The organism is Desulfosporosinus sp. SYSU MS00001 (assembly GCF_049943955.1).
Classification (GTDB): domain Bacteria; phylum Bacillota; class Desulfitobacteriia; order Desulfitobacteriales; family Desulfitobacteriaceae; genus Desulfosporosinus.
Window position 1 is genome coordinate 231,651 of the sequence record NZ_JBNFTW010000002.1, and the last position, 25,387, is coordinate 257,037.

Sequence of the window (25,387 nt, forward strand, 5' to 3'; positions counted from 1 at the left end):
AGCAATCAGGCTAATTCGTGTAAAACAGAATTAGCCTGATTCTTTGCACAAATCCATGAAGGTTTTGTTAGCGGATCAGCGAGTGAATAATTTGGTGTTAGGAGGATCATTATGCATTCAGAGGTTAAGAGATCAGTTTGTCCTTATGATTGTCCCGACACTTGTGGGCTTAGGGTCGAACTGATAGCTGATAAGGCAGTAAGAGTAAGCGGTGATCCCGAGCATCCTTTTACAAGGGGTACCTTGTGCCCTAAAATGGCTCATTATGAAAGAACTGTTTATTCTCCGCAGCGATTGACTCAGCCACTTCTTCGTTCCGGAGAAAAGGGTTCTGGACAATTTCGAGCCGTCACTTGGGATGAGGCTATTGCCCGGATTTCTAACCGCTGGAAAGAATTAATTGATCATTTTGGCGCAGAAACAATTTTGCCTTACTCCTACGCTGGAACCATGGGAATAGTGCAGCGCAATTGCGGAGAAAGCTTTTTCAATCGTTTGGGGGCATCGAGATTAGCGCGGACAATATGCTCTGCAGCGAAAGGTTATGGCTGGGCCTCAGTAATGGGAGAGACTTTAGCTCCTCATCCCGATGAAGTTAAGAGAAGTGATTTAATTATTCTTTGGGGGACAAATGCCCTGGCGACAAACATTCATTTTGTCCGCAACGTACGGGAAGCCAAGAAACATGGAGCTGTTGTATGGCTTGTGGACACCTATGAGACACCCACGGCTAAACTAGCTGATAAAGTCCTGTGTGTCAGACCGGGCAGTGATGGTGCTCTGGCTCTCGGGTTGATGCACATCTTAGTTCGGGAAGGACTTCAGGATCAGAAGTTCCTCGATGACTATGTACAGGGCTTCCAGGCCTTTCGTAAGGAATGTATCAATGATTTTTCTCCTCAAAAAGTCAGTCAAATCACGGGCATTGAAATCAGTCAACTGGAAGAATTAGCTCTTCAATATGCTCGAGCACGCGCTCCTTTCATCTCCTTGGGTTCAGGGCTTTCGCGTTATGGAAATGGAGCAATGACCGTTAGAATTATCACTTGTCTGCCTGCATTGGTTGGGGCTTGGAGCAAGCCGGGGGGCGGGCTGTTGACAAGTATTTCTTCTAAGGTTATTTCATCAGCGTCTGTCGTCCGGGAAGATTTCTTGCAATCTCCGACGAGAGTTGTCAACATGAACCAACTTGGTTTTGCCTTGACTGAATTAACGAATCCGCCGATTAAAAGTTTATATGTCTACCATTCTAATCCTGCAGTTGTTGCTCCGGACCAGAATCAAATACTTAAGGGACTTCGGCGCGAAGATCTTTTTACAGTTGTCCATGAACGGTTCATGACGGACACCGCCCGCTATGCCGATATTATTTTACCGGCCACGAGTTCCTTAGAACATGCGGATCTTTATCGTTCCTACGGTTCTTATGTTATTCAGAAGGCAGCCGCAGTTATCCCACCCCTTGGGGCAGCCAAGTCAAATTGGGATGTCTTTAAATTGCTTGCTCAAAGTATGGATTTTCAGGAGCCCTATTTTAAGCAATCTACGGAAGATCTTATTGACCAGCTGATTGAATCTTCGTCATCTTGGCTTTCGCAAGAGGAGCGGGAGAAACTTTCAGAAGGGCATCCCGTTGAACTTAAGCTGCCTGCCGATTATAAAATGACATTTCGGACTCTTTCGGGAAAAATCGAACTTTATAATCCCCAGGAACCAGACCCCCTGCCTCGCTATATCGAACCTCATGGAGATAAAGCTCCATTTTTCCTGATGAGTAGTCCTAATTTGTATTCTTTAAATTCATCGTTTAATGAGCGAGAAGATTTATTAAAGAAGAAGAAAACTGCCTATCTTTTAATGAATGTAGAGGATGCTCTGGTCAAGAATTTGAATGATCTTCAGCAGGTGCTTGCCTTTAATGAACGTGGTGAAGTTAAATTCATCCTTAAGACAACGACTAAGGTTCCTCGCGGAGTTGTTGTTACCGAAGGGCTGTTTTGGAATGAGAATTCTAAAACATCATCGGTTAACGCTCTTACTTCTCAACGTTTGACTGATCGAGCTTCGGCAAGCACACTTTATGATGTTAAAGTGGATGTGCGAGGGGGCGAGTGAACTCGGTAGGGGACCCGCTCCTATTTGAAGAAGTAAAAGTCTGTCTTAGAGGTTAAAAAGTAAAAAAATTTTTCAAAACCCCTTGATTTTTATTTAAAGTAATTGTAAAATAAGAACATAAATTAATTGATAATAACTTTGAGGAGGTTAACTTAAATGATTAAGAAATTTGTATGTTCAGTATGTGGTTATGTTTTTGAAGGAAATGAGGCTCCGGAAAAATGCCCGCAATGTGGAGCTTCTAAAGACAAATTCTCCGAGAAAAAAGACGGCCCTCTGCAATGGGCTGATGAGCATAAAATTGGAGTTGCCCAGGGCGTTGATCCAGAAATTCTTGAAGGTTTAAGAGCTAATTTTACCGGAGAATGTACAGAAGTTGGTATGTACCTAGCTATGAGCCGTCAAGCAGACCGAGAAGGCTATCCTGAAGTTGCTGAAGCTTATAAGAGAATTGCCTTTGAAGAAGCAGAACATGCTGCAAAATTTGCAGAGCTGCTTGGCGAAGTGGTGTTTGCCGACACTAAAAAGAATTTAGAAGCTAGAGTGGAAGCCGAATATGGAGCTTGCCAAGGCAAAAAGGATATCGCCACTAAAGCAAAACAACTGAACTACGACGCTATTCATGATACGGTTCATGAAATGTGCAAGGATGAAGCAAGACATGGTTCCGCTTTCAAAGGTTTATTAGACCGCTATTTTAAATAAACCCAAATCCTTGTAAGAAAAGGCGTAGTTTTGCGAACTTATTAGTTCACAAAGCTGCGCCTTTTTTTATGCTATCAGAAAGTATAACTTTCGATTGTATACTGCAAGAAGTGTTAATACGTGCGAAGACAGTGTCTTCGAGCGCCAGCTAAGTTTTCTCTATCATAATTAAGTGCAGGAGTTTATCCAAGCAGACCAGTCATTCTTTGATTGGATAATCAATACTATGCGATAATATTGATTAAATGGAATGGGTGGGAAGGAGAATAGGATGAGTAATGATCAAGTACAGAGTGCTTTTAGGCATAAAGTAAAACAAGTTAAATATGCCCGCTTTATTAGCATAATTGGAATTGTATTAATTATGTTTGGCACGGTTCATGCGTTTATTTCGGGAAATATAATGATCTAATTAATGGGAATTGCGCTTTTCATCGTTGGAATAGTAGTTAACATTATTGCTTGGAGATGTCCAGTTTGTAACAAGCCCTTACCAATTCGGCAATCAGTAAAGAATATCAATTATTGTACGAATTGTAATGCAAAGTTAAAGTGACATATTTATAGTTCGTATTTCCTCATATTGCGAAATTCAGAAAAAAACTAAACGAGAACATTTTATATGCTCAGCCAAAAATCTTTTAAAGCTCAACAATTTGTTGTGACAGAACTACTTTTAAGTAGTTATTTTGCATTAGAAATGTCAAGGATGTTTAGTTTGAGAAAAGTGAGTTAAGATGTAAATTAGAAGAGACTCATTACATAAGTATTGATTATTTATTTACTTATCTAAGATGAGATTTAGCCTTTGTTTAAGGAGGATTGTTCGTTGAGCTTGGAGGAATGGCAAGATTGGAAAAAAAAGCTTAGGAAATGGGCTTTAGATTTAGGGTTTATAGCAGTTGGATTTACCACTGCCCAACCGATTAAGGGACTTAATGTTTTATTGCAGGCTCGCCTTGATCAAGGTGTGTCTACTCCTTTTGAGAGTCAAATAATTCAGCAGAGGCTTGATCCAAAGGCTGTATGGCAGGATTGTCAGGGCGTTGTTGCCTTAGCCTATGAACTTCCTCTCGCTATGGCTCCCGAGAAGGGAGAGGGTATTTTGGCCCGCTCGGCCATCGGTGAAGACTATCACCGGGTAATCAATCAGAAATTAAAAGAGCTCACTGAGATAATGGCAGAAAACCATTGGCCCGGAGCTATTCGCTGGCAGGTCGACACGGGACCTTTAGTTGAAAGAGCCTTTGCAGTTCGGGCAGGGCTCGGTTGGATCGGCCGAAATCAGCAACTGATTATACCCGGCTACGGTTCCTTTGTGGGGTTAGCGTTGTTGTTGCTGAATCATGAACTTCCCAGCGATGAAATGATTTTGAACAAGTGCGGTTCTTGTCGGAAATGTATTCAAGCTTGCCCTGCCCAAATTCTTGGCAAGGAGATCTTTGCAGCTAAACATTGCTATTCTTATCTCACTCAGAGCAAAGAAGTGCTTACGCCAGAAGAGAGAATAGGTTTAGGAAATCGAATTTTTGGCTGCGACACTTGTCAGGAAGCTTGCCCTCATAATCAACAACGGCTTCAGGAAGAGATGCAGATGGTATCGGCAGCAGGGAAAAAGCGCGGTGTCGATTTATTGGATACATTGAATTTAACCAAAGGGGAGTTTCGAGAGCGTTTTCTTCATACGGCAGCTGGATGGCGTGGTAAAGGCATCCTGCAGCGAAATGCCTTTCTCGCTTTGTGCAGCATGCAGGACCCCAGACTTAAATCCTGGCTGACCAATAAAGAAAAAGCCCTTCCACCAATATTGACGCCATATCTAGAAGAAGTAATAGGAAATCTTTGACCCTCTAAGTTAATCTGCGTTCTACAAACCGACCGATTCGCTGTAATGCTTCTTCAAGCTGCTCCAGAGAATAAGCGTAGGAACAGCGAATGAATCCTTCACCGGATGGTCCGAAGGCGGTCCCGGGTACGACGGCGACTTTTTCCTCTTTTAAGAGTTCTTCGGCAAAGGCCTCCGAGGATAATTTCGTTTTCGATATATCCGGAAAGACATAAAAGGCACCCAGGGGCTCAAAACAATCCAGACCCATGGATCGAAAACCATGGACCATAAGCCGGCGTCGGCGATCATAGGCTGCGACCATTTCGTCTTTAGCTTCGGAAGCAGAGCGCAAAGCCTCAAGAGCGGCAATTTGGCCAGTGATTGGGGCACAGAGCATGGTATATTGATGAATTTTGGTCATTCCGCTGATAAGGTCAGGATGCCCGGCAACGTAGCCGATTCGCCAGCCTGTCATAGCGTAGGATTTTGAGAAACCGCTGACGAAGAGGGTACGGTCGTGCATTTCCGGTAAACTGGCAAATGAAGTATGAGTGCCTTCGTAGGTAAGATCGGAATAAATATCATCGGCCAGGACGAGCAAATCATGCTCTTTGACAAATTCGGCAATGGGCAGGAGATCTTCGCGCTGCATAATAGCCCCTGTAGGGTTATTGGGGTAAGATAACACTAGGAGCTTGACTTCGGGTGAGTAGGCTTGAGCCAGATCCTTAACCCGCAAACGGAACTTCTCATCAGCGTGGGTTGGAACATAGCGCACACTGGCTCCGGCTAAGGTTGCGCAGGGTCCGTAAGATACGTAGGAGGGATCGGGTACCAAAACAATATTTCCTGGTTCAAGGACAGCGCGCATAACCAGATCAACAGCTTCACTGGCACCGGTTGTAATCAGAATCTCTTTAAGTGGGTCATAGGAGAGGCCCATGGTAATGTTTAAATGATGGGCAAGCTCTTCCCGCAGTTCATAGAGTCCCGCGTTGCTGGTATACATCGTCTGCCCCTGTTCGAGAGAGAATATACCGCTTTCTCTCACAGTCCAGGGAGTTACGAAGTCAGGTTCGCCGACTCCCAGAGATATTACGTCTTTCATAGTGGCGACAAGATCGAAAAACTTACGGATTCCTGAAGGCGGCATATTAGCAACATGGCTGGCAAGATAACGATTCACGGTGAAATCACGAGACGTTGGAGTGTCTCTTCCTCACCCAAAAGTTCCACACCGTCCTGTTTATATCGGCGCAGTACAAAATGAGTGGCCGTACTCTGGATATGCTCAAGGGGAGCTAGTTTTTCCGCAACAAAAAGGGCAACATCCTGCATCGTCTTGCCTTCGATAAGTAAGGCCAAATCATATCCACCGGACATAAGCATCAACGATTTGATTTCTGGGAACTTTTGCAGCCGTTTCGCAATTTTGTCAAAACCATAACCGCGCTGAGGGAGGACTCTTACTTCAATCAGAGCAGAAACTTTTTCTTCACCCGTCCGTTCCCAATTGATTACAGGCTGATAACCGGCAATGATTTTTTCCTTTTCCCAGTCCTTGATCCGCCTTTTGATGTATTCCGCGGATAAGCCGGTTTGCAGTGAAAGTTCCTCCGGAGTTAAGCGGCAGTCTTTAGCTATAATTTTAAGCAATTTGCGATCTTCTGGAGTGAGCATCCTTTTACACCTCTTTAAACAATCTAATAAGGTCAATAAACATTATCATAACTTAGAACAACAAAAATTACAAGGATGTTTTATATAACAGAGGCTCGTTTTGTAATATTAACTTTTGCAAAAACCTAAGGGAACATCTAGTGGTTCTGGTGTAATATCTGTCCTTCAGCGGATAGATAGACGATATATTAAGTAAAGTTTAATATGGTCAATATTTAATTCTCTAAATCAGGGGAAATAAAGGGGAAAAAAGCAGACAAAAGTTTGGGTTTGCAATAATTTCAGGTTATAATAGGTAATCATAAGCAAAACCTTTTATAAGAGCTGAAATAAGCTTTAAGTAGTGGGAGGCTGCATTAAATTGCCCATGTATGAATTCAAATGTCCAAGTTGTGGCTTGCTAACCACAGAATTATGCAGATTAGGTGAAAATGGAGAGTCCGTATCATGCCCCGGCTGCGGACATAAAGGTCTTTCCAAACAATTATCCAAATTTTCTAGTCCCGGAGTGACTAAAGGAAGCAGCGGCGGAACTTGTTCACCCGGGTGTCATGGAAATTGTTCCGGGTGTCATTGAAAGGGGAACCAGGTTTTGAACAATCGACTTAATATAGTAATGGTTGAGCCGGAAATCCCGCCCAATACGGGAAATGTGGCTCGGCTTTGCGCTGCAACAGGAGCTGCACTCCATCTGGTTAAACCATTGGGTTTTAGCATTGACGATAAGCATTTAAAGCGTGCCGGCTTAGATTATTGGCACCTTCTTGATATCTTCTATTATGACAATTTTAACGATTTTGAAGAAAAAAACCCCAGTGGACTCCGTTACTTAGCAACTACAAAAGGTGGCCGTTCCTATACTGATATGGTTTATGAACCGGGGGGATATTTAATTTTCGGTAAGGAAACGAAAGGATTATCACCCGAAATTTTGGGCCGTTACCCGGACAAAACTATAAGACTGCCGATGCGCGCGGAAGCGCGCTCCTTAAACTTATCCAATTCAGTAGCTGTTGTTGTTTATGAAGTATTGCGTCAATGGGGCTTTCCGAATCTTGTTTAAAAAGGAGGAGAAACTATGATACCCAAAGTTGACGTAGGGTTAATATGTGGTTCAAGCACTAATTCGCTTTCCTTTCCTAAGGATTTAAAGATACCTGGAACGAAGGTGCTGGGTGAGGCCTTGATTTTTGATACGCCTTATGGACCTTCGCCGGAATTTACCCATTTTTCTTATGCAGGCAAAGAGGCTTTAACGTGCCGGATGCATGGCTGGAGGCAGGGGGTCACCAGAGCTCAGGCTTCTCAGCAAATTTTTTGGGTCTTTCATCAAGCAGGTGTCCACGTAGTTTTAACTGAGGGCGGGGTCGGTGGAATTAATCATCTGCTAAAACCTCGTGATATTATTATTCCCCACGATTATTTGGACTTTTCGATGCGTAAAGATGTGTCCATCGGACTTCCCTATTTGTTAACTATGCGCAATGCAGTTTGCCCGGATTTGATTAAAGTCTTACATGAGACCGTTTTACAAAACCAGCCACCGCGCTATGTCTTTGAACGAGGGGTTTATGTTTGTACGGACGGGCGTCATTTTGAAAGTCCTTCCGAAGTTCAGATGTTTAAACAGATGGGTGGCGATGTCATCGGACAATCCATGTGTCCGGAAGTATATTTGGCTCGAGAAATCGGAGCCCATTACGCTACGGTCCAGCTTGTTGTTAACTATGCTGAAGGTATCATCAAGGATTGGGAACACGAGGAATTGGCTGATATTTTTTATAATCAGTCCAATTTCGCCGGCAGGATTTTGTTGAATGCTATGGCTATGCTTCCTCAAACCTTTTCCTGTTCTTGTTTGGAACTGCGCCAACCGACGATGCTGCGTGACAAGCTTGAGCCTAAGACTGCGGAGGAATAATCATGGCCTATATACTAACCTTTGCCTTGGCCTTAGTAATTGCAGTTGTCTGTACGCCGCTGACGATGAAACTGGCCCAAAAATGGGGGGCTATTGCTTATCCGGGAGGGCGTCACGTTCATAAAAAGCCTATTCCCCGCTTAGGCGGATTGGCATTGTACGCCGGCTTTTGGCTGGCGGCGGCATTAACCCAGAAATGGGATCTATCGTTCTGGGGGCTATTTTTAGGCAGTACGTTAATTACGTTGGTTGGGGTTTGTGATGACATATGGGAAATTCGTCCAATAGTAAAGCTCTTTTGGCAAATTGTTTCAGCGGCATTGCTCTTTGGCTTTAATTTTTCCTTGGATTTCATTAAACTTCCTCTGATCGGGCGGCCAATTTACTTCACGGGTCTTTGGCTTGGTATTATAGGTTTTGCTTTAATGATCTTTTGGATAGTTGGCCTGGTCAATACAGTTAATATCTCGGATGGCTTAGATGGACTCGCCGCTGGGATATGCTTTATGGCGGCGCTGTTGTTGTTCTGGTCAGCAAATCAAATCATTAGTCCTGCAGCGCATCTGACCTTGGCTTTAGCCGGATCACTGCTGGGATTTTTATTGTTTAATTTTCCCCCGGCGAAGGTTTTTATGGGGGATTCCGGAAGTATGTTTATCGGCTATATTATTGGCGGCCTTTCCATTTACGGATTACTTAAGACTGCGACAATTTTAGGCGTGGTTTTTCCGCTTCTCGTTATGGGCATGCCTGTAACGGACTTAACCTTTGCTATTATTCGCCGTAAACTTAGAGGACAATCCGTAGCCACCGCTGATCGAGGACATTTGCATCATCGGCTTCTGGACGCGGGCCTTACCCAGCGTCAGGCGGTTTTGTCAATGTATGGAATCAGTGCTTGTTTCGGCATTTCCGCAGTTTTAGGAGCCAAAGGACAATGGATTATGGCTTTAGCTATTCTCATCCTTGTCTTTGCGCTCCTGGTAATTATTTTAATGCGCAGAACTGCAATGTTGGCAGTTTTCGGCCGTCGTCACTCAAAATAGAAGCTTAATTATAATAGAGGACTTAAAGAAGCCTAAATTTCTTTGAAGCTTCTATATAGCAGTATTCTTCACACTTATACCCTCAGCGATGCATATGATGATCGGAAAGGGGGTATAAGTATGCCACTGAATATTTTTGCCTTTTACAATGGACTAACGGAACAAGTAAAGGGTTACCCATATTTGGTACGATACGGAAATAGCATTGATCAGTTCGATATTTTTCAAATGCCTATTCAGAATGATGGAACGCTTCAAGGCAGACCCAGTCAAAGAATAATCTCCGAAGCCCATGCCAAGGGGATTAAGGTTTTTTTAACCGTCAGTAACTTGACACAAAGGGGACTCTTTTCGACAGATTTAATGACTCGGTTGGTGCGGGACCGACAATTCGCAGATTATGTTTGGGGGAACATAAGGAATCTTCTGGCACAGTATCAGTTTGATGGAGTCAATCTAGATCTGGAAAAAGCGAGTCCGGGAGACCGGCAGCTTTTTACTCAGCTTATCCAAAGGTGGGCAACTCTGTTTCATCAAGCGAACTATATTGTTACTATTGATGTACCGGCAAAGTCCTCGAGTGAACCTCTTGATCCATGGAAAGGCGTCTTTGATTATCAGGCTATCGGCCAGGTTGTTGATGAGGTTATCATCATGACTTATGAAGAGCATTGGCCGGCAAGTCCTCCGGGATCAGTAGCGTCTTTGCCTTGGGTCAATGAGAATTTAAACTATGCTTTAGCAAATATTCCGGCCCGCAAAATCTATATGGGTATTCCGCTTTACGGCTATGATTGGTCAGAACGAGGTGGGGCCCAGAGCATCAGTTACCAAAGGGCAGTAGACCTTGCTAAACGTTATGGCGCTCCAATCCTTTGGGATTCAAGACAACACGGCTTGCATTTTCGCTATGAAACTATGGGTGTTAAACATACCGTATATTTCGAAGACCCTCGCAGCTTGAAAGATAAGCTGGACCTTGCTTTAAGTAAGGGCATTCGAGGAGTCGCCCTTTGGGAAATGAATTTAAGTTATCCTGCATTGTGGGAAGTGCTTCAAGTATATTCAGCGCGTTAAAGCGATCAGATGGAGGTTAAAGAATGAATATTCGTTTCCACGGTCATTCGTGCTTCGAAATTGAGAGCGAGGCAGGAAGAATCATTATTGATCCCTTTTTAAGAGGGAACCCGAGTACTACAGCGAAACCTGAAGACTTCAAACAGCTTGATGCGATTTTAGTTACCCACGGTCACCACGATCATTTAGGCGATGCTGTAGAATTGTCGCAACAAACAGGTGCTCCTATTATTGCAGTCTATGAGCTAGCGGCCTATTGCCAAAGTCAAGGCGCCGCGACCCATGGCATGCATATTGGAGGAAAACATCGTTTCCCTTTCGGATGGGTTAAGCTTACTTTGGCACTTCATGGTTCAGGGATTGAAGAGACAGCAGGAGGGCCTATGATCTATGGCGGCCCCCCCTGCGGCTTTCTGCTTCAAATAGAAGGAAAATGGCTTTACCATGCCGGAGATACCGGATTATTTGGAGATATGGAACTGATTGGCTTGCGGCATCCATTGGAACTCGCCATGCTGCCCATCGGTGATAACTTTGTTATGGGCGTCGAGGAAGCGGCCCACGCATCCCAATTACTGCGCTCAAAAGCAGTTATCCCCATGCATTACAATACCTTTCCTCTAATCAACCAGGATGTTAACGAGTTCCTGCGCATGCTGCAGCGCAGAGTTCCAGAGACGAAGGGCATAGTACTTAATGCAGGGGAATCTTTCGAATTAGTTTAGCCCACATAACATATAAAATAAAATGAAAACTGAATAATAATTATGCTGAAATATCCCGCTTGTCGATCAGGCGGGATATTTTTAATTAAAAAGGGCAAAACTTTTAGAAAAGGAGATGAGAACATGACCAGAAAAATGTGTACCCTTCGTTGTCTCTATGGAGTTGACGGACGTTGTCGCTTAGAACATTTGCTGGGAGAAAGAGGACCAAATTGCCCACATTATGAAGAAGATCTATTTACCATGAGCAGGGGGAGGATATAAGATGAAATCAGCAAAACCAAGAGTAAGACGAACAGACCCCTTAGAACCGTTGAAGATGGAAATAGCCGCAGAATTGGGGCTTTTAGAGCAAGTTAAAACCAAAGGCTGGCATTCCTTAAACGCCAAAGATGCCGGCAAGATCGGCGGATTAATGACCCAACGGCGGAGACGGGAAAATCTTAAAGATAGAAACGAATAAGCTAGTTCGATCTTCAATCATATGGTATAATTAATGATTGTATAGTAATAAGTGGGGAGCGTTATCACTTGACAAAACATCAACAAATATTAACATTCATTGAAGATTTAGCTATCGGCAGTAAGGTTTCTGTCCGGTTTATCGCTAAAGCCTTAGACGTCAGTGAGGGGACAGCTTATCGTGCCATTAAAGAGGCTGAGGCTAAGGGGTTAGTTCGCTCAATTCCAAAAGTTGGTACCATACGAATTGAAGGGGTTAAGGAACGCCAGATCGAAGATTTAACGTTGCGCGAAGTGTCACAGATCGCCGAAGGGGTTGTTATCTGTGGCTTTGAGCATCTCGATCGCTCCCCTCATAAATTTGTTATTGCTTCCATGGAACTCGATGCAATGGGACGATATTTAGAAGAAAATGCCTTGTGCATTGTTGGTAATCGTCACAATGCTCAGATTTTGGCTTTAGAACATAATGCTTCCTTACTAATCACTGGAGGCTTGGAACCCGACGAAGATGTTGTTGCTTTGGCTCGGCAGCGTGAGTTAGTCATTATTCAATCACCCTATGATACATTTGCCGTGACTTCTATGATTAATCGCGCCCTTTATGATCGATTAATTCAAAAAGAGCTTATTTTAGTCGAAGATATTATGGTCAAAGATGTTAAGTATTTGAATGTCGATGCTACCGTAGAAGATTGGCGGAATCTTTCCCAAAGTACAGACCATAGCCGCTTTCCGGTCGTTGATAATGATATGAATCTTGTGGGGATTGTCACGGCGGTTGATGTTGCTGGAGAGGATCTCAAAACTCCGATCAAGGACGTTATGAACGGCAATCCCTTTATGGTTGGCCGCGATGATCCCGTAACCCATATTTCGCGCATTATGGTTTGGGAAGGATGGGAAATTGCAGTTGTAGCGGATCAGGGTAAGTTAATAGGAATTATCAGTTTACAAGATGTCATTGAAGCTTATCAGCAAGTTCAGAAACAGCCTCAGTTCGGAGAGACTGTTGATAATCTGGTGTTAAGTGGGTTCAGGTTTGTTGATGATTCCGAACATCTTTCCATTGAAGGTGAAATTACCAACGCCATGGTGGATGACTACGGATCAGCCAGTTGTGGTGTTATTGTTACAGTCATGAATATGGCTGGATATATCGGGCTTCGCAAGAAATACAGACTCAACGCAATTACCGAAAACTTTACTCTCTATCAGCTTCAGCCCATACCCGTAGGGACGGAAATTACCGTTACTGCTAAACTTCTTTTGGTAGCTAAGAAACATTGTAATATTGAAGTAGAAGTTACGGTTGAAAATGAAATAGTTGCTAAAGGTCTGATGACAGCACGTATTGGAGATAAAAAACTGGTGAATGAAAGCAGTTCTTTAATTTAATTGACGATGATTTTATTCCTTGGCAAAAGTTACAGGTTACAAATGAATCAACAATTGTTGAATGACGGGTCTTGAATTTTTCAAGGCCTTTGCTATATATCTTGAGGAGAGATATGTGATGTTTGTTCACCTTCATGTCCATACGGAGTACAGTCTGCTTGACGGGGCTGCCCGCATTAATAATTTACTCAAGCGTGCTGCTGAATTGAATATGCCGGCACTGGCAATTACCGATCATGGGGTAATGTATGGAGTTATTGACTTCTACAAAGCGTGCCACAAAGTGGGCATTAAGCCGATTATCGGATGTGAAGTTTATGTTGCTCCTAATAAACGGACGGATAAAGTTCCGGGTAGAGACGATAAAAACTACCATTTAGTTCTTCTCGCGGAAAATGAAGAAGGATATCGTAACTTAATCCGCTTAGTATCCATGGCTCATATTGAAGGTTTTTACTATAAGCCTAGAGTAGATAAAGAAATTCTGCACAACTATTCCAGCGGAATTATTGCCCTTAGTGCCTGTTTGGCCGGAGAAGTGGCAGATTATCTCCTTAATGATCAATTAGAAATGGCCGTTCAAAGCGCTTTGGATTATGAACGGATTTTTGGCAAAGGTAATTTTTATCTTGAAATTCAGGACCATGGAATTGATAAACAGCTAAAGGTCATGCAGGGAATATGGAAGATTCATGAACTCACGGGAATTCCTATCGCAGCTACTAATGACGTGCATTATGTAAATCGTGACGATGCTCTTGTTCAAGATGCGCTGCTGAGTATCCAAACCGGCAAGACCTTAACGGATACCTCGCGAATGAGGTTTTCAAGTCAGGAGTTTTATCTTAAATCAGAACAAGAAATGGCCCTGCTGTTTGGAGAACATCCTGAGGTTTTAGACAATACTGCCAAAATTGCCGAGCGTTGTCAGGTGGATTTCAAGTTTGGAGAAAATTTCTTGCCGGTTTTTGACGTTCCCTCTGGATACACCGTAGACGGATATCTGGAAGCTCAATGCCGAGAAGCTTTTCCGCGCTTCTATCCCCAAATGACTAAAAATGAACGTGAGCGTTTAGACTATGAGCTTCGAGTTATTTCTCAAACCGGCTTTTCGGGATATTTCCTGATCGTTGCTGACTTTTGCCGATTTGCCAGAGAGAACGGAGTAGCTGTCGGTCCGGGACGGGGCTCTGCCGCTGCCAGCATGGTTGCGTACTTGCTTGGCATTACCTCCGTTGAACCCCTTAGTCATGATTTGTTGTTCGAACGTTTTTTAAATCCGGAACGAATTTCTATGCCGGATATTGATATAGATTTTGACCCGGAGGGCCGTGAGCGAGTCATTCGTTATGTGACGGAAAAATACGGTTCAGACAAGGTTTGCCAAATTATTACCTTTGGAACCATGGGGGCCAAAGCAGCTATCCGAGACGGGGGAAGGGTGTTGGCAGTTCCTTTGGCTCGTGTAGATAAAGTTGCCAAGGCCATTCCTTCAGATCCGGGCATAACTTTGGAAAAGGCTCTGCAAGTGTCTCCGGATTTAGCTCAAATGGTCGAAGAAGATGAAGAAATTAAGAGGCTTTATAAGCTGGCCCAATCCCTTGAAGGGATGACGAGACACGCTTCCACCCATGCCGCAGGGGTCGTGATTTCTAAAGATCCTCTGATGAATCATTTGCCTCTGCAGAGAACTTCAGAGGATTTTGTGATGACTCAATTTCCTATGAAAATCGTTGAAGAAATTGGGTTGTTAAAGATGGACTTTCTCGGCTTGAGAAATTTAACCATCATCCAAGAGGCAGTGAAACGGGTTGAGGCAACTCATGGGATCAAACTTGATTTGCGGTCACTATCCTTAGACGATCCTAAAACCTATCAACTGCTTGCCTCAGGAAACAGCACTGGGATCTTTCAGTTTGAGTCCGGTGGGATGAGAGCTGTTCTCAAAGAAGTAAAACCAACCTGTTTCGAAGATATTATTGCAGTGGGAGCATTATATCGGCCGGGTCCTATGGATCAGATTCCTGAGTTTATCCGCCGCAAGCATGGAGGCCAAATCACCTACTTGCACCCCAAGTTGGAATCCATACTTAAGTCAACCTACGGAATTATCGTTTATCAGGAACAGGTTATGCAGATTGCCAGAGATTTAGCGGGTTATTCTTTAGGACGAGCAGATTTGTTACGACGGGCTATGGGGAAAAAGAAAAAGGAAATTATGGCTGAGGAACGCCAGAACTTTATCTATGGCCTACAGGATGAAAAGGGACAGTGGCTTATTCCGGGGGCCCTTCGCCTCGGTTTAACTAGTGAAAAGGCCGAAGAAATTTTTGATTTAATGGCCAAGTTTGCGGAATACGGTTTTAATAAAGGACATGCTACCGCCTACGCTGTGATCTCGTATCAGACTGCTTACTTAAAGGCAAACTATCCCTTAGAATTTATGGCAGCTCTTCTAAGCAGTGTCATGGGCTCTCCCGACAAAATATCCTTCTATATACAGGATGCCAAACAAAATGGAATTGAAGTGCTCCCACCGGATGTGCAGTACAGTCAAACAGGCTTTTCCACAGAAAGAAGGGCCATCCGCTTTGGACTGGGGGCCATTCGCAACGTCGGATTCAATGTGGTTGAGAAAATCTTGGAAGCCAGACAAGATGGTCACTTCCAATCTCTTTACGATTTTTGTATGCGCGTGGACCAAAAGGTCTTAAACCGACGCGTGCTTGAAAGCTTAATTCGCTCGGGAGCCATGCGTTCCTTTGCTACTCGGGTTCAGGCCTTGGCTGTTCTCGACCAGGTTCTGGACACTGCTCAGCGGCGGCAAAAAGATCGGAATAATGGTCAATTCTCCCTTTTTGATCTAACAGAAGATATGGACCAAGGAATTACCCTGCCTGAACTGCCCGAGTTTGATGAACGGGAAATTCTGGAGATGGAAAAGGAATATTTAGGCCTTTATTTAAGCGGCCATCCCCTTTCGTCAGTTATGCCACAGTTAAAGCCTTTTGTCTCTTCGGATATTTTGACTTGTCTGGAAAGCGACGACGAAAAAAAAGTTGTTCTTGGAGGTTTAGTGACCGGTTTAAGACAAACAGTAACTAAAAAAGGCGAAATGATGGCGAGCTTTGTTTTGGAAGATTTGACCAGCGAAATTGAAGTCTTAGTGTTCCCGCGCGTCTTTGCCTTCACTCGGTCCTTGGGTAATGACCAAGTGGTTGTTATAACCGGCAGGTACAATATTCGCGAGGATGAAAAGAAGGTCTTTGCCGAGAAGATTACCCGCCTGGAAGAACTTAAACCTGCTGAAGAACCTGCTCAAAGTGGAGGGCGACGGCTTTTTTTGAGATTTTCCAGCAATGAAAGTAACTACATGGCGGACGTTTTGGAAATTTTGAAACGTCATCCTGGGAATCAGCCTGTTTATTTTTATTTTGCGGATAATCAGAAGGTTATTGAGGGTAATCGTGAGTTTTGGGTAACAGATGATGAAAAATTACAAAATGCTTTACTTGAGGTTCTGGGTAAAAGTAACGTTGTCTGGAAACCGGGAAAAATTTTACCTAAATAATTTTGCTAGCAGGATTTCTGAGTTTTAAGGCGAAACCCATGAAAATATCCTGATATCCTGAAATAAAGGAGATTGAATGTGCGAACAGCGATTTATCCGGGAACCTTTGATCCGGTCACTAATGGGCATCTTGATATTTTAGTTCGTGGCAAAGAACTTTTTGATGGGGTAACGATTGCCATAGCAGCCGACAGTAAAAAGGCACCACTGTTTACCCTTGGCGAGAGAATGGAGCTGCTTCTTGAAGCTACAAAGGATATGCCCAATGTAAATGTTCGTGTTTTTGAGGGCTTAACTGTGGAATTTGCCCGTAAATGTGGTGCTGTGGCGATTTTGAGAGGTCTGCGCGCGTTATCCGACTTTGAATATGAGTTTCAATTGGCCCTTATGAATAAAAAAATTGCTCCTGATATCGAAACGGTCTTCTTAATGACGCAGAGCAAATATTCTTTTATTAGTTCAAGTGCTATTAAATGGGCCTCCAGCTTACATGCCGGAGTAACAGAATTTGTAACGCCTAATGTGGAAAAAGCCCTAATGTCCAAATTCTCCAATCTGCGCTCAGAAGTTCGTGATGAGGATTCATAATAGGGCCCTTTGTTGCACAATTAATTGGGCTATGGTATCATAATACGGATTTAATAAGGGGGCTATTACTGTGTGGACCGTCATTTATATCGCACCCAACAAGTTAATCGCGGAAAAATATAAAACAATTCTCACAGACGAAGGAATGCTTGTTCAATTAAGACCCATTGGTTCTGCGCATTTGGGGGATCATGCTTCAGTGGAAATTCTTGTACCTGAATCTGAAGCAGATGAAGCCTATGAAATTATTACCGGCGCAATAGGGAGCTAACTATGTTCAAAGATATCTTTCGAAAAACGAAATACGTTACGATTCAATCGACTCCCGCTCCCAAGCGTACGACGCCTGATGGTGCACGCCAAGAACCTAAAGCTGTTAAGAAAGAACTGCCTGATGGGTTGTGGGTAAAATGTCCGAAATGCGGTGAGGTTCTTTTTATTAAAGATCTTGAGGAAAATGCGCGAGTTTGTACAACTTGTACCTATCATTTTCGAATTTCCGCTCGAGCTCGTTTAGCGCTGCTTGCTGATGAAAACAGCTTTGAAGAATGGGATTCGGAAATCCTTACTCTTGACCCCTTAGAGTTTCCCGGTTATGACGAGAAACTTCTTGAGGCTCAGGAAAAAGCGGGAATGATTGAAGGGGCTCTTACAGGCCGGGCTATGATTGAGGGAATTCCTGTTGTTTTGGCTTTTAATGAAGCTAATTTCATGATGGGCAGTATGGGGTCTGTAGTCGGGGAAAAAATTGCTCGTGCCGTTGAACGGGCGATTGATTTGCGCCTGCCCGTTGTCATTTTCTCTACTTCCGGCGGTGCCCGAATGCAAGAAGGAATTCTTTCTCTCTATCAAATGGCCAAGACAAGTGCAGCTTTGGGACGGTTAGCTGCAAATCATTTGTTATATATTTCGGTACTTACAGATCCGACCTTTGGAGGGGTCACGGCCAGCTATGCTTCTCTTGGTGATATTTTAATTGCTGAACCGAATGCTTTAATAGGATTTACCGGACCGAGAGTCATCAAGCAGACAATGAGGCAAGAATTGCCGGCGGGAGCCCAAACGGCTGAGTTTAATCAAATGCACGGTTTGATCGATCTTATTGTAGAACGTGCTCAAATGCGGTCTACACTGGCACGTTTGTTGCGGTACCATCAGGAAGGGGTTCAGCATGGCGCAACTGTTTGAATTTGAAAAACCTATTATAGAACTTGAACGGAAAATAGCGGAACTGCAAAAGTTTTCTGCTGAAAAAGATATTGATCTTTCCCGTGAAGTAGAGACCTTAGAGAAAAAAGTCTCTCTTCTTAAGAAAGAAATTTACGGCAATCTTGAACCGTGGCAAAAAGTCCAGATTGCCCGACATCCAGAGCGACCAAACTTCTACGATTATGCGCCGCTCTTATTTGATGATTTTATTGAACTTAAGGGAGACCGGTTGTATGCTGATGATCAGGCTATTGCCGGCGGGATGGCCTTTTTCCGAGGTGTACCAGTGACGGTGATTGCTCAAGTTAAAGGAAAAGACACCAAGGAAAACATTAAGCGCAATTTCGGTATGCCCCATCCTGAAGGGTATCGCAAAGCCTTGCGCTTAATGGATCAAGCAGAGAAGTTCGGGCGACCGATTTTGACCTTTATTGATACCCCTGGTGCGGCCTGCGATTTAGCAGCCGAAGAACGGGGACAAGGTGAAGCTATTGCAAGATGTTTGTTGGCTATGTCCGGGTACCATGTTCCGGTGATCAGTACGGTTATCGGAGAGGGTGGAAGCGGCGGTGCATTGGCGCTAGGGGTAGGAAACGTTATTTTGATGCTGGAGAATTCCTTTTACTCTGTCATTGCTCCGGAAAGCTGCGCATCTATTCTTTGGAAAGATACCTCAAAGGCTAAAGAAGCTGCGGCAGCTTTGAAGTTCACAGCCCAAGATTTGTTAAAATTGGGAGTTGCGGACGAAGTAGTCAGAGAACCTCAAGGTGGAGCGCATTATAACTTAAGGCAGACAGCTGATGAATTGTCAGAGGTTATTGCCAAGTACCTCGTCCGTCTGCGGACAGAGTCTCCGGAAGCTCTGCAAGAGAAACGGTACCAGAAGCTTCGGGCGATTGGAACGTTCCAAGATAAATCGGTCTAATACTCTAAAAAAAGCTTGACTTAAGTGTTCAAATAATGTTATTATAGCTAAGTCGTATTAATTCATTGCAAATATGATTTGGGCGAGTGGCGGAATGGCAGACGCGTCGGTCTCAAAAACCGATATATGTGAGTATGTGTGGGTTCAAGTCCCACCTCGCCCACCACACTTAATGAAACACAGTTATATTAAGGGTTTAACGGAGTTGGTAAGAAATTGCCAGCTCCTTTTGTGTTTTGGACCGTTGTATTCAGAGGTAGGTGTGACCGATACATTGAAAAGGCACAATTTATGGGGTCTAATCATTTACTAAAAAAGAATTTGCTAGGAACGGTTTGCCCCTAGCAAATTGTACAATCCCTTAGCTGACGTTTATTACATAATCAATTGTTTTAGATTCTCCCACATTAGTATATTGCACTGTGAAGCTTCCAGTTTGAGTAGCTTGGAAAGTCGATACAACTTCTCCTCCTAATCCAACAACCCCAGGAGGGCCAATTGGAACACCAGTTTGTTTAATTAACGTTATAGGATCATTATTTGGAACATAGACCCAATCATATACTGGGTTACCTGCTCTACTGGAAATTATATTAAAGTTTTGACCAACTTTTACGTTGATTGGTGCTGTACTTGAAGCTTGAGTATTGGCAACTACTGGGTCTCCACCTTTGTAGGATACATTATATTCTACAGGCTGATCAGTTTTTGGGACTGTTAAAGTTACTGATGCATAAGACACTGAGATTGCTGAAGGTGTTACTGCCGTGCCTGAAGCTGTCACTGTGAAGTCGGATAGGTTAGGTTTAGCAATAGGAACTCCAAATCGTAAAGATTCGGGTACAACAGCAGTCCCACCGAGAGCAGTAGTGACACCCGAGGCTTGGTTGGTAAATGATGACAAAGTTACGGTAATCTTATCATTAAGGGCATCTTCAGCAGTACCATCTCCATTGCCATCAAGAGCACCATAAAGAGCACTAACTGTTGAAATCTTGCCAGCATAAGAAGCAGTGGCAGAATGAACTCCATCTATGAGTACAATAGGTGAATTAGTCTGAGCTGCCAGTGGAGCACCAGCCAGAGCATCAATACCAGTTACACCGTTAGCAATAAATACTTGATCAAAATTGATGGTTGAGCCGAAGTCGTAGATAACTTGTGCATTCGTATCATAAGCTGTTTGACCGAAGTGTCTGGTCGGGCTTGGGAGCTTTGCTTCTACTGTAGCACTAATGACACCTGTCCCTCCGATGATATCGGAAGAAGTGATTGCTGATCCAGTGGTGGATGCTAAATATGCTTGTACACTTGTTGGCACAACATCTTTTTCAGTCAAAAGAATTGGCTCATTGTTTGCCGAAGCTATTGAGGCAATTGAGAGTGCATCTTGGATGCTATTAGTAATAGCAACTTTAGTTACTCCAGTCATTTGTTTAGCAATGTTGACGGATGTTTCATATTTATCGAATCCACCAAGGGGAACGATTGTGATGTCCATACTTTTTAGCTCATCGATAACCCCTTGCTTGATAACTGCCGTTCCACTGGTTACATAAACTTTTTTAACACTGAGTTTCGTGAGTTCAGCTTTCGTATCGACATTGAGAGTAACTTGGGATCCTTGCAGAAGAATTGGAGCTTTCAAGGAATAAGCCAAGGGGCCAGCTGCTAGTGCATCACACAAACCATAGGAAGTTGAGGGTGCAAGGATTGCTGTGCCTGTCCAACCTGTCTGATCTGCAATAATTGTTGCAGTTTGTTCAGCCGTTGTTCCAGATAAACGGGTTGGCATTGTGCCGGTTGCAAATGCATTGAAAGGAACCATTGTGAGTGACGTAGCCGAGATAATTAAGGATGCTATTACTTTGCTGAACTTTTTCATGTAATATATATGCTCCTCACAATTTGAAACCCTTTTTACCCCTGAATTATAGCACGGAAATTTGACTAAACGTGATTGAAACATTTTCCATGTCCTCTACTATGAACACCTTATGTAGGCAGCTCGTATGTACCAAATAATCTTAAAGACACTTGACGGGGATTCGAGTTTACAATGCACTTTTGAGCTGTGGGTTTAGCTGTAGTTTGTCTATAAGAAATGTGCTATAATAAAGGGCAAATCGATTACATCTTACCAGGAAAAAACGGCTTAAAGCATTGATATGACTCGCCCACCAAAATGAAATTATTAAGAGCCTTTAGGGGCTCTATTTTATTATATACATATGCATTTTGCTATTCCTTCAGCAAACTTTCAGGAACTCTTCAGTACTAATTCAGCTGCATATAGGAAAATAAATTAAGATCTTTGAGAATAATGTCTAAATAAAAGGTTCTATGATTTGGAGGACTTAGGAATGCAGGGCTTAAAAGGTATAAAAATACTTCTTGTAGATGATGAACCAAATATTTTGCAGTTTTTAGAAATGGGACTCCTGAATGAGGGCTTAGAGGTCCAAACGGCCCAGGATGGAATGACAGCGGTTACCCTTGCTAAAGAGTTTCACCCTCACATTATTATCCTGGATGTTATGATGCCGGGAATGGATGGTTTTGAAGTATGCCGGATGCTTAAAAAGACGGAAAATGTAGCGATCATTATGCTTACTGCGAAAGACGAAGTTGACGATCGTGTAAAAGGGCTGACCTTGGGCGCGGATGATTATATGATCAAACCTTTTAGTTTTGAGGAACTTTTAGCACGTATACAAGCGCGAATACGCAATCAATTTCCAAATCTTATGGGCGAGGTAGCCATCGGAGACTTTCGAATCGATGACCTGCGTAAAGAAATTCTCTACCAACAGCGCGTACTGGAGCTCTCAACTACAGAATATGAACTGCTCAAATTTATGGTGCTGAATCAAGGTATCGTCTTGAGTAAAGCGAAAATTTTAGATAAAGTATGGGGCTATGATTTCGGCGGAGACGAAAATATCGTCGAGGTTTATATTCGGTCTTTGCGAGATAAACTTAATGACAAAGAACATCGCCTAATTCGAACATTACGCGGAGCGGGATACAGAGTTGACATATCATGAGCTTAAAAACTCGGCTGAGACGTTATATAGTTCCTAATTCCCTGCGTTTTCAGCTCTTGTCCGGTTCTCTTATGCTCTTGGCCGGATTATTAATCGTTATTGGATTCTTGCAATATATTTTCATGCAGGGGTTTATTTATCAGAATCAGGCCAAAAGCATTCAGAGCCAGATTCAATCTCTCCCGCCTGATGCTTGGATGATGATGGCTAATAGCGATCAAGATACCATAGGCATTCCAAAGGATAATTCTAATGGTCCGACGGATTCAAGTTCATCGGAGCCCCATCGCCATGGACCTTTCTTCTTAATCCAAGACGCTCACATTGCACTTATTAATCAGAAGGGGACATTCACAGAGCTTACTAATGGTTCCGGGGATGGGGGAACATCTCCTCGTTTACCAGAGGAGGACTATAAGAATGCTTTGCAAAGCGATGAACATCATCTATCCTATAAAATTGTTAATCCAACAGGAGATAATGAGCAGCTCATCGTTCTGCAAACGATGCGAACGAAAGATCATACTCAGGAACTAATTCAGGTGAGCATCAGTACTAAACCTCTAAAGAATATGATGTTGCATCAACTGCTTGTTTTTCTTGGGGTATCTCTAGTCGCTCTTATCATTGGGATATTAACCTTTATCCCTGTGCTGAGAAAAACCCTTGTCCCTCTATCAAACATGGTTGATAAGGTGGAACAAATTGATGCCGGTAATCTTGCTGAACGTATACCTGTCGATCAAGGCCAAGTCGAGATCGATCATTTGGCTAATTCCTTTAATGGGATGCTGCAGCGGCTTGAGTCATCCTTCGATGCGGAAATAGAGTCCAAAGAGCAAATGCGACGCTTTGTTGCCGATGCTTCTCATGAATTGCGCACTCCCTTGACGGCTATTCATGGTTTTTTAGAGGTACTGTTGCGCGGTGCCGTAAATCAGCCGGATATGCTTGATCGTTCCTTAAAGAGTATGTACGCTGAATCAGAACGTATGAAGAAGTTGGTCGAAGACCTTCTTTTATTGGCTAAACTTGACCGCTCACCCAATATTCAGAGAAATGAAGTTGTTTTGGACGAGGTTATAAAAGAAATGGCTCCCCAGCTAAGATTATTGGCTGGAGACCGGAAGGTTATCTTAGAGCTGACATCTGATATAAGGGGTTGGTTTGATGTTGACCGTCTTAAACAAGTTATCTTGAATCTCTTTCATAATGCGGTTCAACACACCGACTCTGAGAAAGGTGAAATTAAAGTTTCATTAATTAATGTCAAGGGCGGCGTTGAATTGTCTATCCGTGATAATGGTTCAGGGATCTCTGAGAAACATTTGCCCAAATTGTTTGATCGTTTTTACCGCAGCGATTCTTCTCGAACTCGAAAATATGGGGGTGCAGGGCTTGGTTTAGCAATTACCAAATCTATTGTGGAACTTCACGGTGGTACAATTAGGGTCGATAGTGTTGTTGACGAAGGAACTGCCTTTTGCGTTTGGCTCCCGCTTGCCGAGACATCTGAATAATAGCCATTATAAATGACTCTGAACACAGTGATGTGTACAGAGTCATTGTTTTACTCGGAACTATTCCTTCTTGAAACTTTAATGGGCTAGGCGCTCTTGGCGAAAGTGTACATAGGACACTTTTGTCACCGAAGCCCTCGATGTTCAGCTTTAGCTGAGCGAATTCACTTAGAGCGTTCCTGGCTTCTTCAAACGATGAACTGGTGATGATAGGGATTTAATTAGCCTAGAGAAGATTATTTGAGTCAGAGGCAACAGATAAAGATAAAAGGCATAGGGGATGAATCCCGTCAAACTAACATTTAGAGTAGAAGAGGGCACAAAGGCTGCTGTGTTCCAGGGTATGACTGCTGCTAAGGGGACTGACGTATTTTCTAAGTCAAGAGCTAATTGAGCCCTTGATGATTGGCCGTTGGTATAAACGTCATTCATCAAGGAATGGGTTAAAACGATAGAGATCGTTTGACTGCAGCCGAGAATTGAGGTGAGAAGACTCATGAGTGTAGTCATCAGAAATCTTGCGGAAGGTGAATTTATCGTCCTAAGGAATTCATTTAAATCCTTTAAAATGTCGGTTTCAGCAAAAAGACCGGCCCAACAGCAGGATATGTAAACAACCACAGAGACTTTCCACATCGATAGGATACCACCGCCCTGAAGAATTGAGGAAAGAGGGCTGTTGGTATGAAGAGTGAAGCCAAACAGAACAAATTTAAGAATCTCAAGAACCTGATAATGTTGTACTTTCAAACTAATAATGATGGCCAGCAAAATACTGACAACCATAGAGATTTTAACGTCAACCCGGAAAACAGCAAGTACCAAGATTGCCAGGGCAGGCAGCAAAACAATCCAGTGAAGGGTAAATAGAAGAGATATTTCGTTAATCATCGTGGTCCCGGTGAATCGTAACGGTTGGTAGATTGATAATCCAAGATAGGCCAGGATAGAGAGAAGAAAGGGTAATGTTCCTGTTCGCAACATGCCTTTGATATTTGCGTACAGGTCAGATTGGGTTAAATGAGCAACTAAATTTGCGCTGGAGGACATGGGGGAGCAGCGGTCGCCAAAATAGGCTCCGGCAATAATAGCCCCTGCCGCGATATTACTGTTAATCTGACCGCTTTTCGCCATGATCATCAAAGCTAAGCCAACCGTGCTGACGGTGCCGAAGGAGGTTCCCAGCAAAAAGGAAACTGCGGAACTGATCAGAAAAGCGTACATAATGAATAAGTGGGGATTCATCCAGAGCATTCCATAATAAAGAATGGCCGGAGTCGTTCCGGAGGCTATCCAGAGGGAGGTAATAGCACCTACAAGAATAAGAATACGTAAAACAAGGAGAGATTTTTTACCGCCCCGGTAAGACATCCCCATAATCTCTCGCAGGGGATATCCTCTTTGATGAGCGATGCCGGCAAAGTTGAGAAAACATAGAATCAGGGGAAAACCTATAAATATTCCTTTGAGGGTACTAAAGAGGAGGAGGACAAAAGTAATAAGCACACTGAACAAAAGATATATATTCTTATACTTCACGCTAGGTTCCCTTTCGTTGTTGAATTTTAGA

Annotated in this window: 22 protein-coding genes, 1 tRNA gene and 1 pseudogene; 20 read left to right on the forward strand and 4 right to left on the reverse strand. The window is 43.3% G+C overall.

Features of this window, described 5'->3' with window-relative positions; translation table 11 throughout:
- Window positions 1–111: 111 nt before the first annotated feature.
- The 3 genes from ACPUYX_RS04485 (at window position 112) to queG (ending at window position 4,666) form a co-directional block, all read left to right on the forward strand.
- Window positions 112–2,115, forward strand: coding sequence for a molybdopterin-dependent oxidoreductase (locus tag ACPUYX_RS04485; RefSeq protein ID WP_426378523.1), 2,004 nt, complete (start codon window positions 112–114; stop codon window positions 2,113–2,115).
- A 159-nt stretch (window positions 2,116–2,274) separates the two neighbouring features.
- The gene (locus ACPUYX_RS04490) at window positions 2,275–2,820 is read left to right on the forward strand and encodes an NADH peroxidase (protein WP_426378897.1); all 546 of its coding nucleotides are present in this window, start codon (window positions 2,275–2,277) and stop codon (window positions 2,818–2,820) included.
- A gap of 829 nt (window positions 2,821–3,649) precedes the next feature.
- Window positions 3,650–4,666: a tRNA epoxyqueuosine(34) reductase QueG gene (gene queG / locus ACPUYX_RS04495; protein ID WP_426378524.1), complete on the forward strand. Its 1,017-nt coding sequence runs from the start codon at window positions 3,650–3,652 to the stop codon at window positions 4,664–4,666.
- Between the two features lie 4 nt (window positions 4,667–4,670).
- Here queG and ACPUYX_RS04500 read toward each other — a convergent pair whose 3' ends face one another.
- Together ACPUYX_RS04500 and ACPUYX_RS04505 are read right to left on the reverse strand one after the other, a co-directional pair.
- Entirely contained in the window at window positions 4,671–5,834 is a 1,164-nt protein-coding gene (locus tag ACPUYX_RS04500) for an aminotransferase class I/II-fold pyridoxal phosphate-dependent enzyme (protein WP_426378525.1), read from the reverse strand.
- The gene (locus ACPUYX_RS04505; protein ID WP_426378526.1) at window positions 5,831–6,328 is read right to left on the reverse strand and encodes an Lrp/AsnC family transcriptional regulator; all 498 of its coding nucleotides are present in this window, start codon (window positions 6,326–6,328) and stop codon (window positions 5,831–5,833) included. Before ACPUYX_RS04505 ends, ACPUYX_RS04500 begins: the two co-directional genes overlap by 4 nt.
- Window positions 6,329–6,695: 367 nt before the next feature.
- Here ACPUYX_RS04505 and ACPUYX_RS04510 point away from each other — a divergent pair, with 367 nt between their 5' ends.
- The 15 genes from ACPUYX_RS04510 (at window position 6,696) to ACPUYX_RS04580 (ending at window position 19,416) form a co-directional block, all read left to right on the forward strand.
- A complete protein-coding gene (locus ACPUYX_RS04510; RefSeq protein ID WP_426378898.1) occupies window positions 6,696–6,905 on the forward strand; it encodes an FmdB family zinc ribbon protein in 210 nt (69 codons plus the stop codon).
- A gap of 39 nt (window positions 6,906–6,944) precedes the next feature.
- Window positions 6,945–7,391, forward strand: coding sequence for a tRNA (cytidine(34)-2'-O)-methyltransferase (locus ACPUYX_RS04515; protein ID WP_426378899.1), 447 nt, complete (start codon window positions 6,945–6,947; stop codon window positions 7,389–7,391).
- Window positions 7,392–7,406: 15 nt separating this feature from the next.
- On the forward strand, window positions 7,407–8,249 hold the full coding sequence (locus tag ACPUYX_RS04520; protein ID WP_426378527.1) for an MTAP family purine nucleoside phosphorylase: 843 nt from the start codon (window positions 7,407–7,409) through the stop codon (window positions 8,247–8,249).
- A 2-nt stretch (window positions 8,250–8,251) separates the two neighbouring features.
- On the forward strand, window positions 8,252–9,295 hold the full coding sequence (locus ACPUYX_RS04525; protein WP_426378528.1) for a glycosyltransferase family 4 protein: 1,044 nt from the start codon (window positions 8,252–8,254) through the stop codon (window positions 9,293–9,295).
- A 120-nt stretch (window positions 9,296–9,415) separates the two neighbouring features.
- Window positions 9,416–10,372 (forward strand): glycosyl hydrolase family 18 protein, encoded by a 957-nt coding sequence (locus tag ACPUYX_RS04530; protein ID WP_426378529.1) that lies wholly within the window; start codon window positions 9,416–9,418, stop codon window positions 10,370–10,372.
- A 23-nt stretch (window positions 10,373–10,395) separates the two neighbouring features.
- Window positions 10,396–11,097: a metal-dependent hydrolase gene (locus ACPUYX_RS04535; protein WP_426378530.1), complete on the forward strand. Its 702-nt coding sequence runs from the start codon at window positions 10,396–10,398 to the stop codon at window positions 11,095–11,097.
- Window positions 11,098–11,220: 123 nt separating this feature from the next.
- Window positions 11,221–11,361 (forward strand): cleavage protein, encoded by a 141-nt coding sequence (locus ACPUYX_RS04540; protein WP_426378531.1) that lies wholly within the window; start codon window positions 11,221–11,223, stop codon window positions 11,359–11,361.
- A 1-nt stretch (window position 11,362) separates the two neighbouring features.
- Window positions 11,363–11,560, forward strand: a complete 198-nt coding sequence (locus ACPUYX_RS04545) for a small, acid-soluble spore protein, alpha/beta type (RefSeq protein ID WP_047809206.1) — start codon at window positions 11,363–11,365, stop codon at window positions 11,558–11,560.
- 68 nt (window positions 11,561–11,628) lie between these two features.
- Window positions 11,629–12,957 carry a DRTGG domain-containing protein gene (locus ACPUYX_RS04550; protein WP_426378532.1) on the forward strand — a complete coding sequence of 443 codons (1,329 nt, stop codon included), beginning with the start codon at window positions 11,629–11,631 and terminating at the stop codon, window positions 12,955–12,957.
- A 118-nt stretch (window positions 12,958–13,075) separates the two neighbouring features.
- Window positions 13,076–16,528, forward strand: coding sequence for a DNA polymerase III subunit alpha (locus tag ACPUYX_RS04555; protein ID WP_426378533.1), 3,453 nt, complete (start codon window positions 13,076–13,078; stop codon window positions 16,526–16,528).
- A 78-nt stretch (window positions 16,529–16,606) separates the two neighbouring features.
- The gene (gene coaD / locus ACPUYX_RS04560) at window positions 16,607–17,116 is read left to right on the forward strand and encodes a pantetheine-phosphate adenylyltransferase (protein ID WP_426378534.1); all 510 of its coding nucleotides are present in this window, start codon (window positions 16,607–16,609) and stop codon (window positions 17,114–17,116) included.
- A gap of 70 nt (window positions 17,117–17,186) precedes the next feature.
- On the forward strand, window positions 17,187–17,387 hold the full coding sequence (locus tag ACPUYX_RS04565; RefSeq protein WP_047809209.1) for a glutamate decarboxylase: 201 nt from the start codon (window positions 17,187–17,189) through the stop codon (window positions 17,385–17,387).
- A 2-nt stretch (window positions 17,388–17,389) separates the two neighbouring features.
- Window positions 17,390–18,304, forward strand: a complete 915-nt coding sequence (gene accD / locus ACPUYX_RS04570; protein WP_426378535.1) for an acetyl-CoA carboxylase, carboxyltransferase subunit beta — start codon at window positions 17,390–17,392, stop codon at window positions 18,302–18,304.
- The gene (locus ACPUYX_RS04575) at window positions 18,288–19,250 is read left to right on the forward strand and encodes an acetyl-CoA carboxylase carboxyltransferase subunit alpha (RefSeq protein WP_426378536.1); all 963 of its coding nucleotides are present in this window, start codon (window positions 18,288–18,290) and stop codon (window positions 19,248–19,250) included. Before accD ends, ACPUYX_RS04575 begins: the two co-directional genes overlap by 17 nt.
- Window positions 19,251–19,330: 80 nt before the next feature.
- Window positions 19,331–19,416 (forward strand) — tRNA-Leu (locus ACPUYX_RS04580).
- A 651-nt stretch (window positions 19,417–20,067) separates the two neighbouring features.
- Here the strand turns inward: ACPUYX_RS04580 and ACPUYX_RS04585 are convergent.
- A pseudogene (locus ACPUYX_RS04585) lies at window positions 20,068–21,135 on the reverse strand (cell wall-binding repeat-containing protein); the annotation flags it as partial.
- Window positions 21,136–21,613: 478 nt separating this feature from the next.
- Between ACPUYX_RS04585 and ACPUYX_RS04590 the strand changes: the two are divergent.
- Window positions 21,614–22,297: a response regulator transcription factor gene (locus ACPUYX_RS04590; protein ID WP_426378538.1), complete on the forward strand. Its 684-nt coding sequence runs from the start codon at window positions 21,614–21,616 to the stop codon at window positions 22,295–22,297.
- The gene (locus ACPUYX_RS04595) at window positions 22,294–23,817 is read left to right on the forward strand and encodes a sensor histidine kinase (RefSeq protein WP_426378539.1); all 1,524 of its coding nucleotides are present in this window, start codon (window positions 22,294–22,296) and stop codon (window positions 23,815–23,817) included. Before ACPUYX_RS04590 ends, ACPUYX_RS04595 begins: the two co-directional genes overlap by 4 nt.
- Window positions 23,818–23,985: 168 nt before the next feature.
- On the opposite strand, the gene ACPUYX_RS04600 is transcribed toward ACPUYX_RS04595, so the two are convergent.
- Window positions 23,986–25,356, reverse strand: coding sequence for a Na+/H+ antiporter NhaC family protein (locus ACPUYX_RS04600; protein ID WP_426378540.1), 1,371 nt, complete (start codon window positions 25,354–25,356; stop codon window positions 23,986–23,988).
- Window positions 25,357–25,387: the final 31 nt, after the last annotated feature.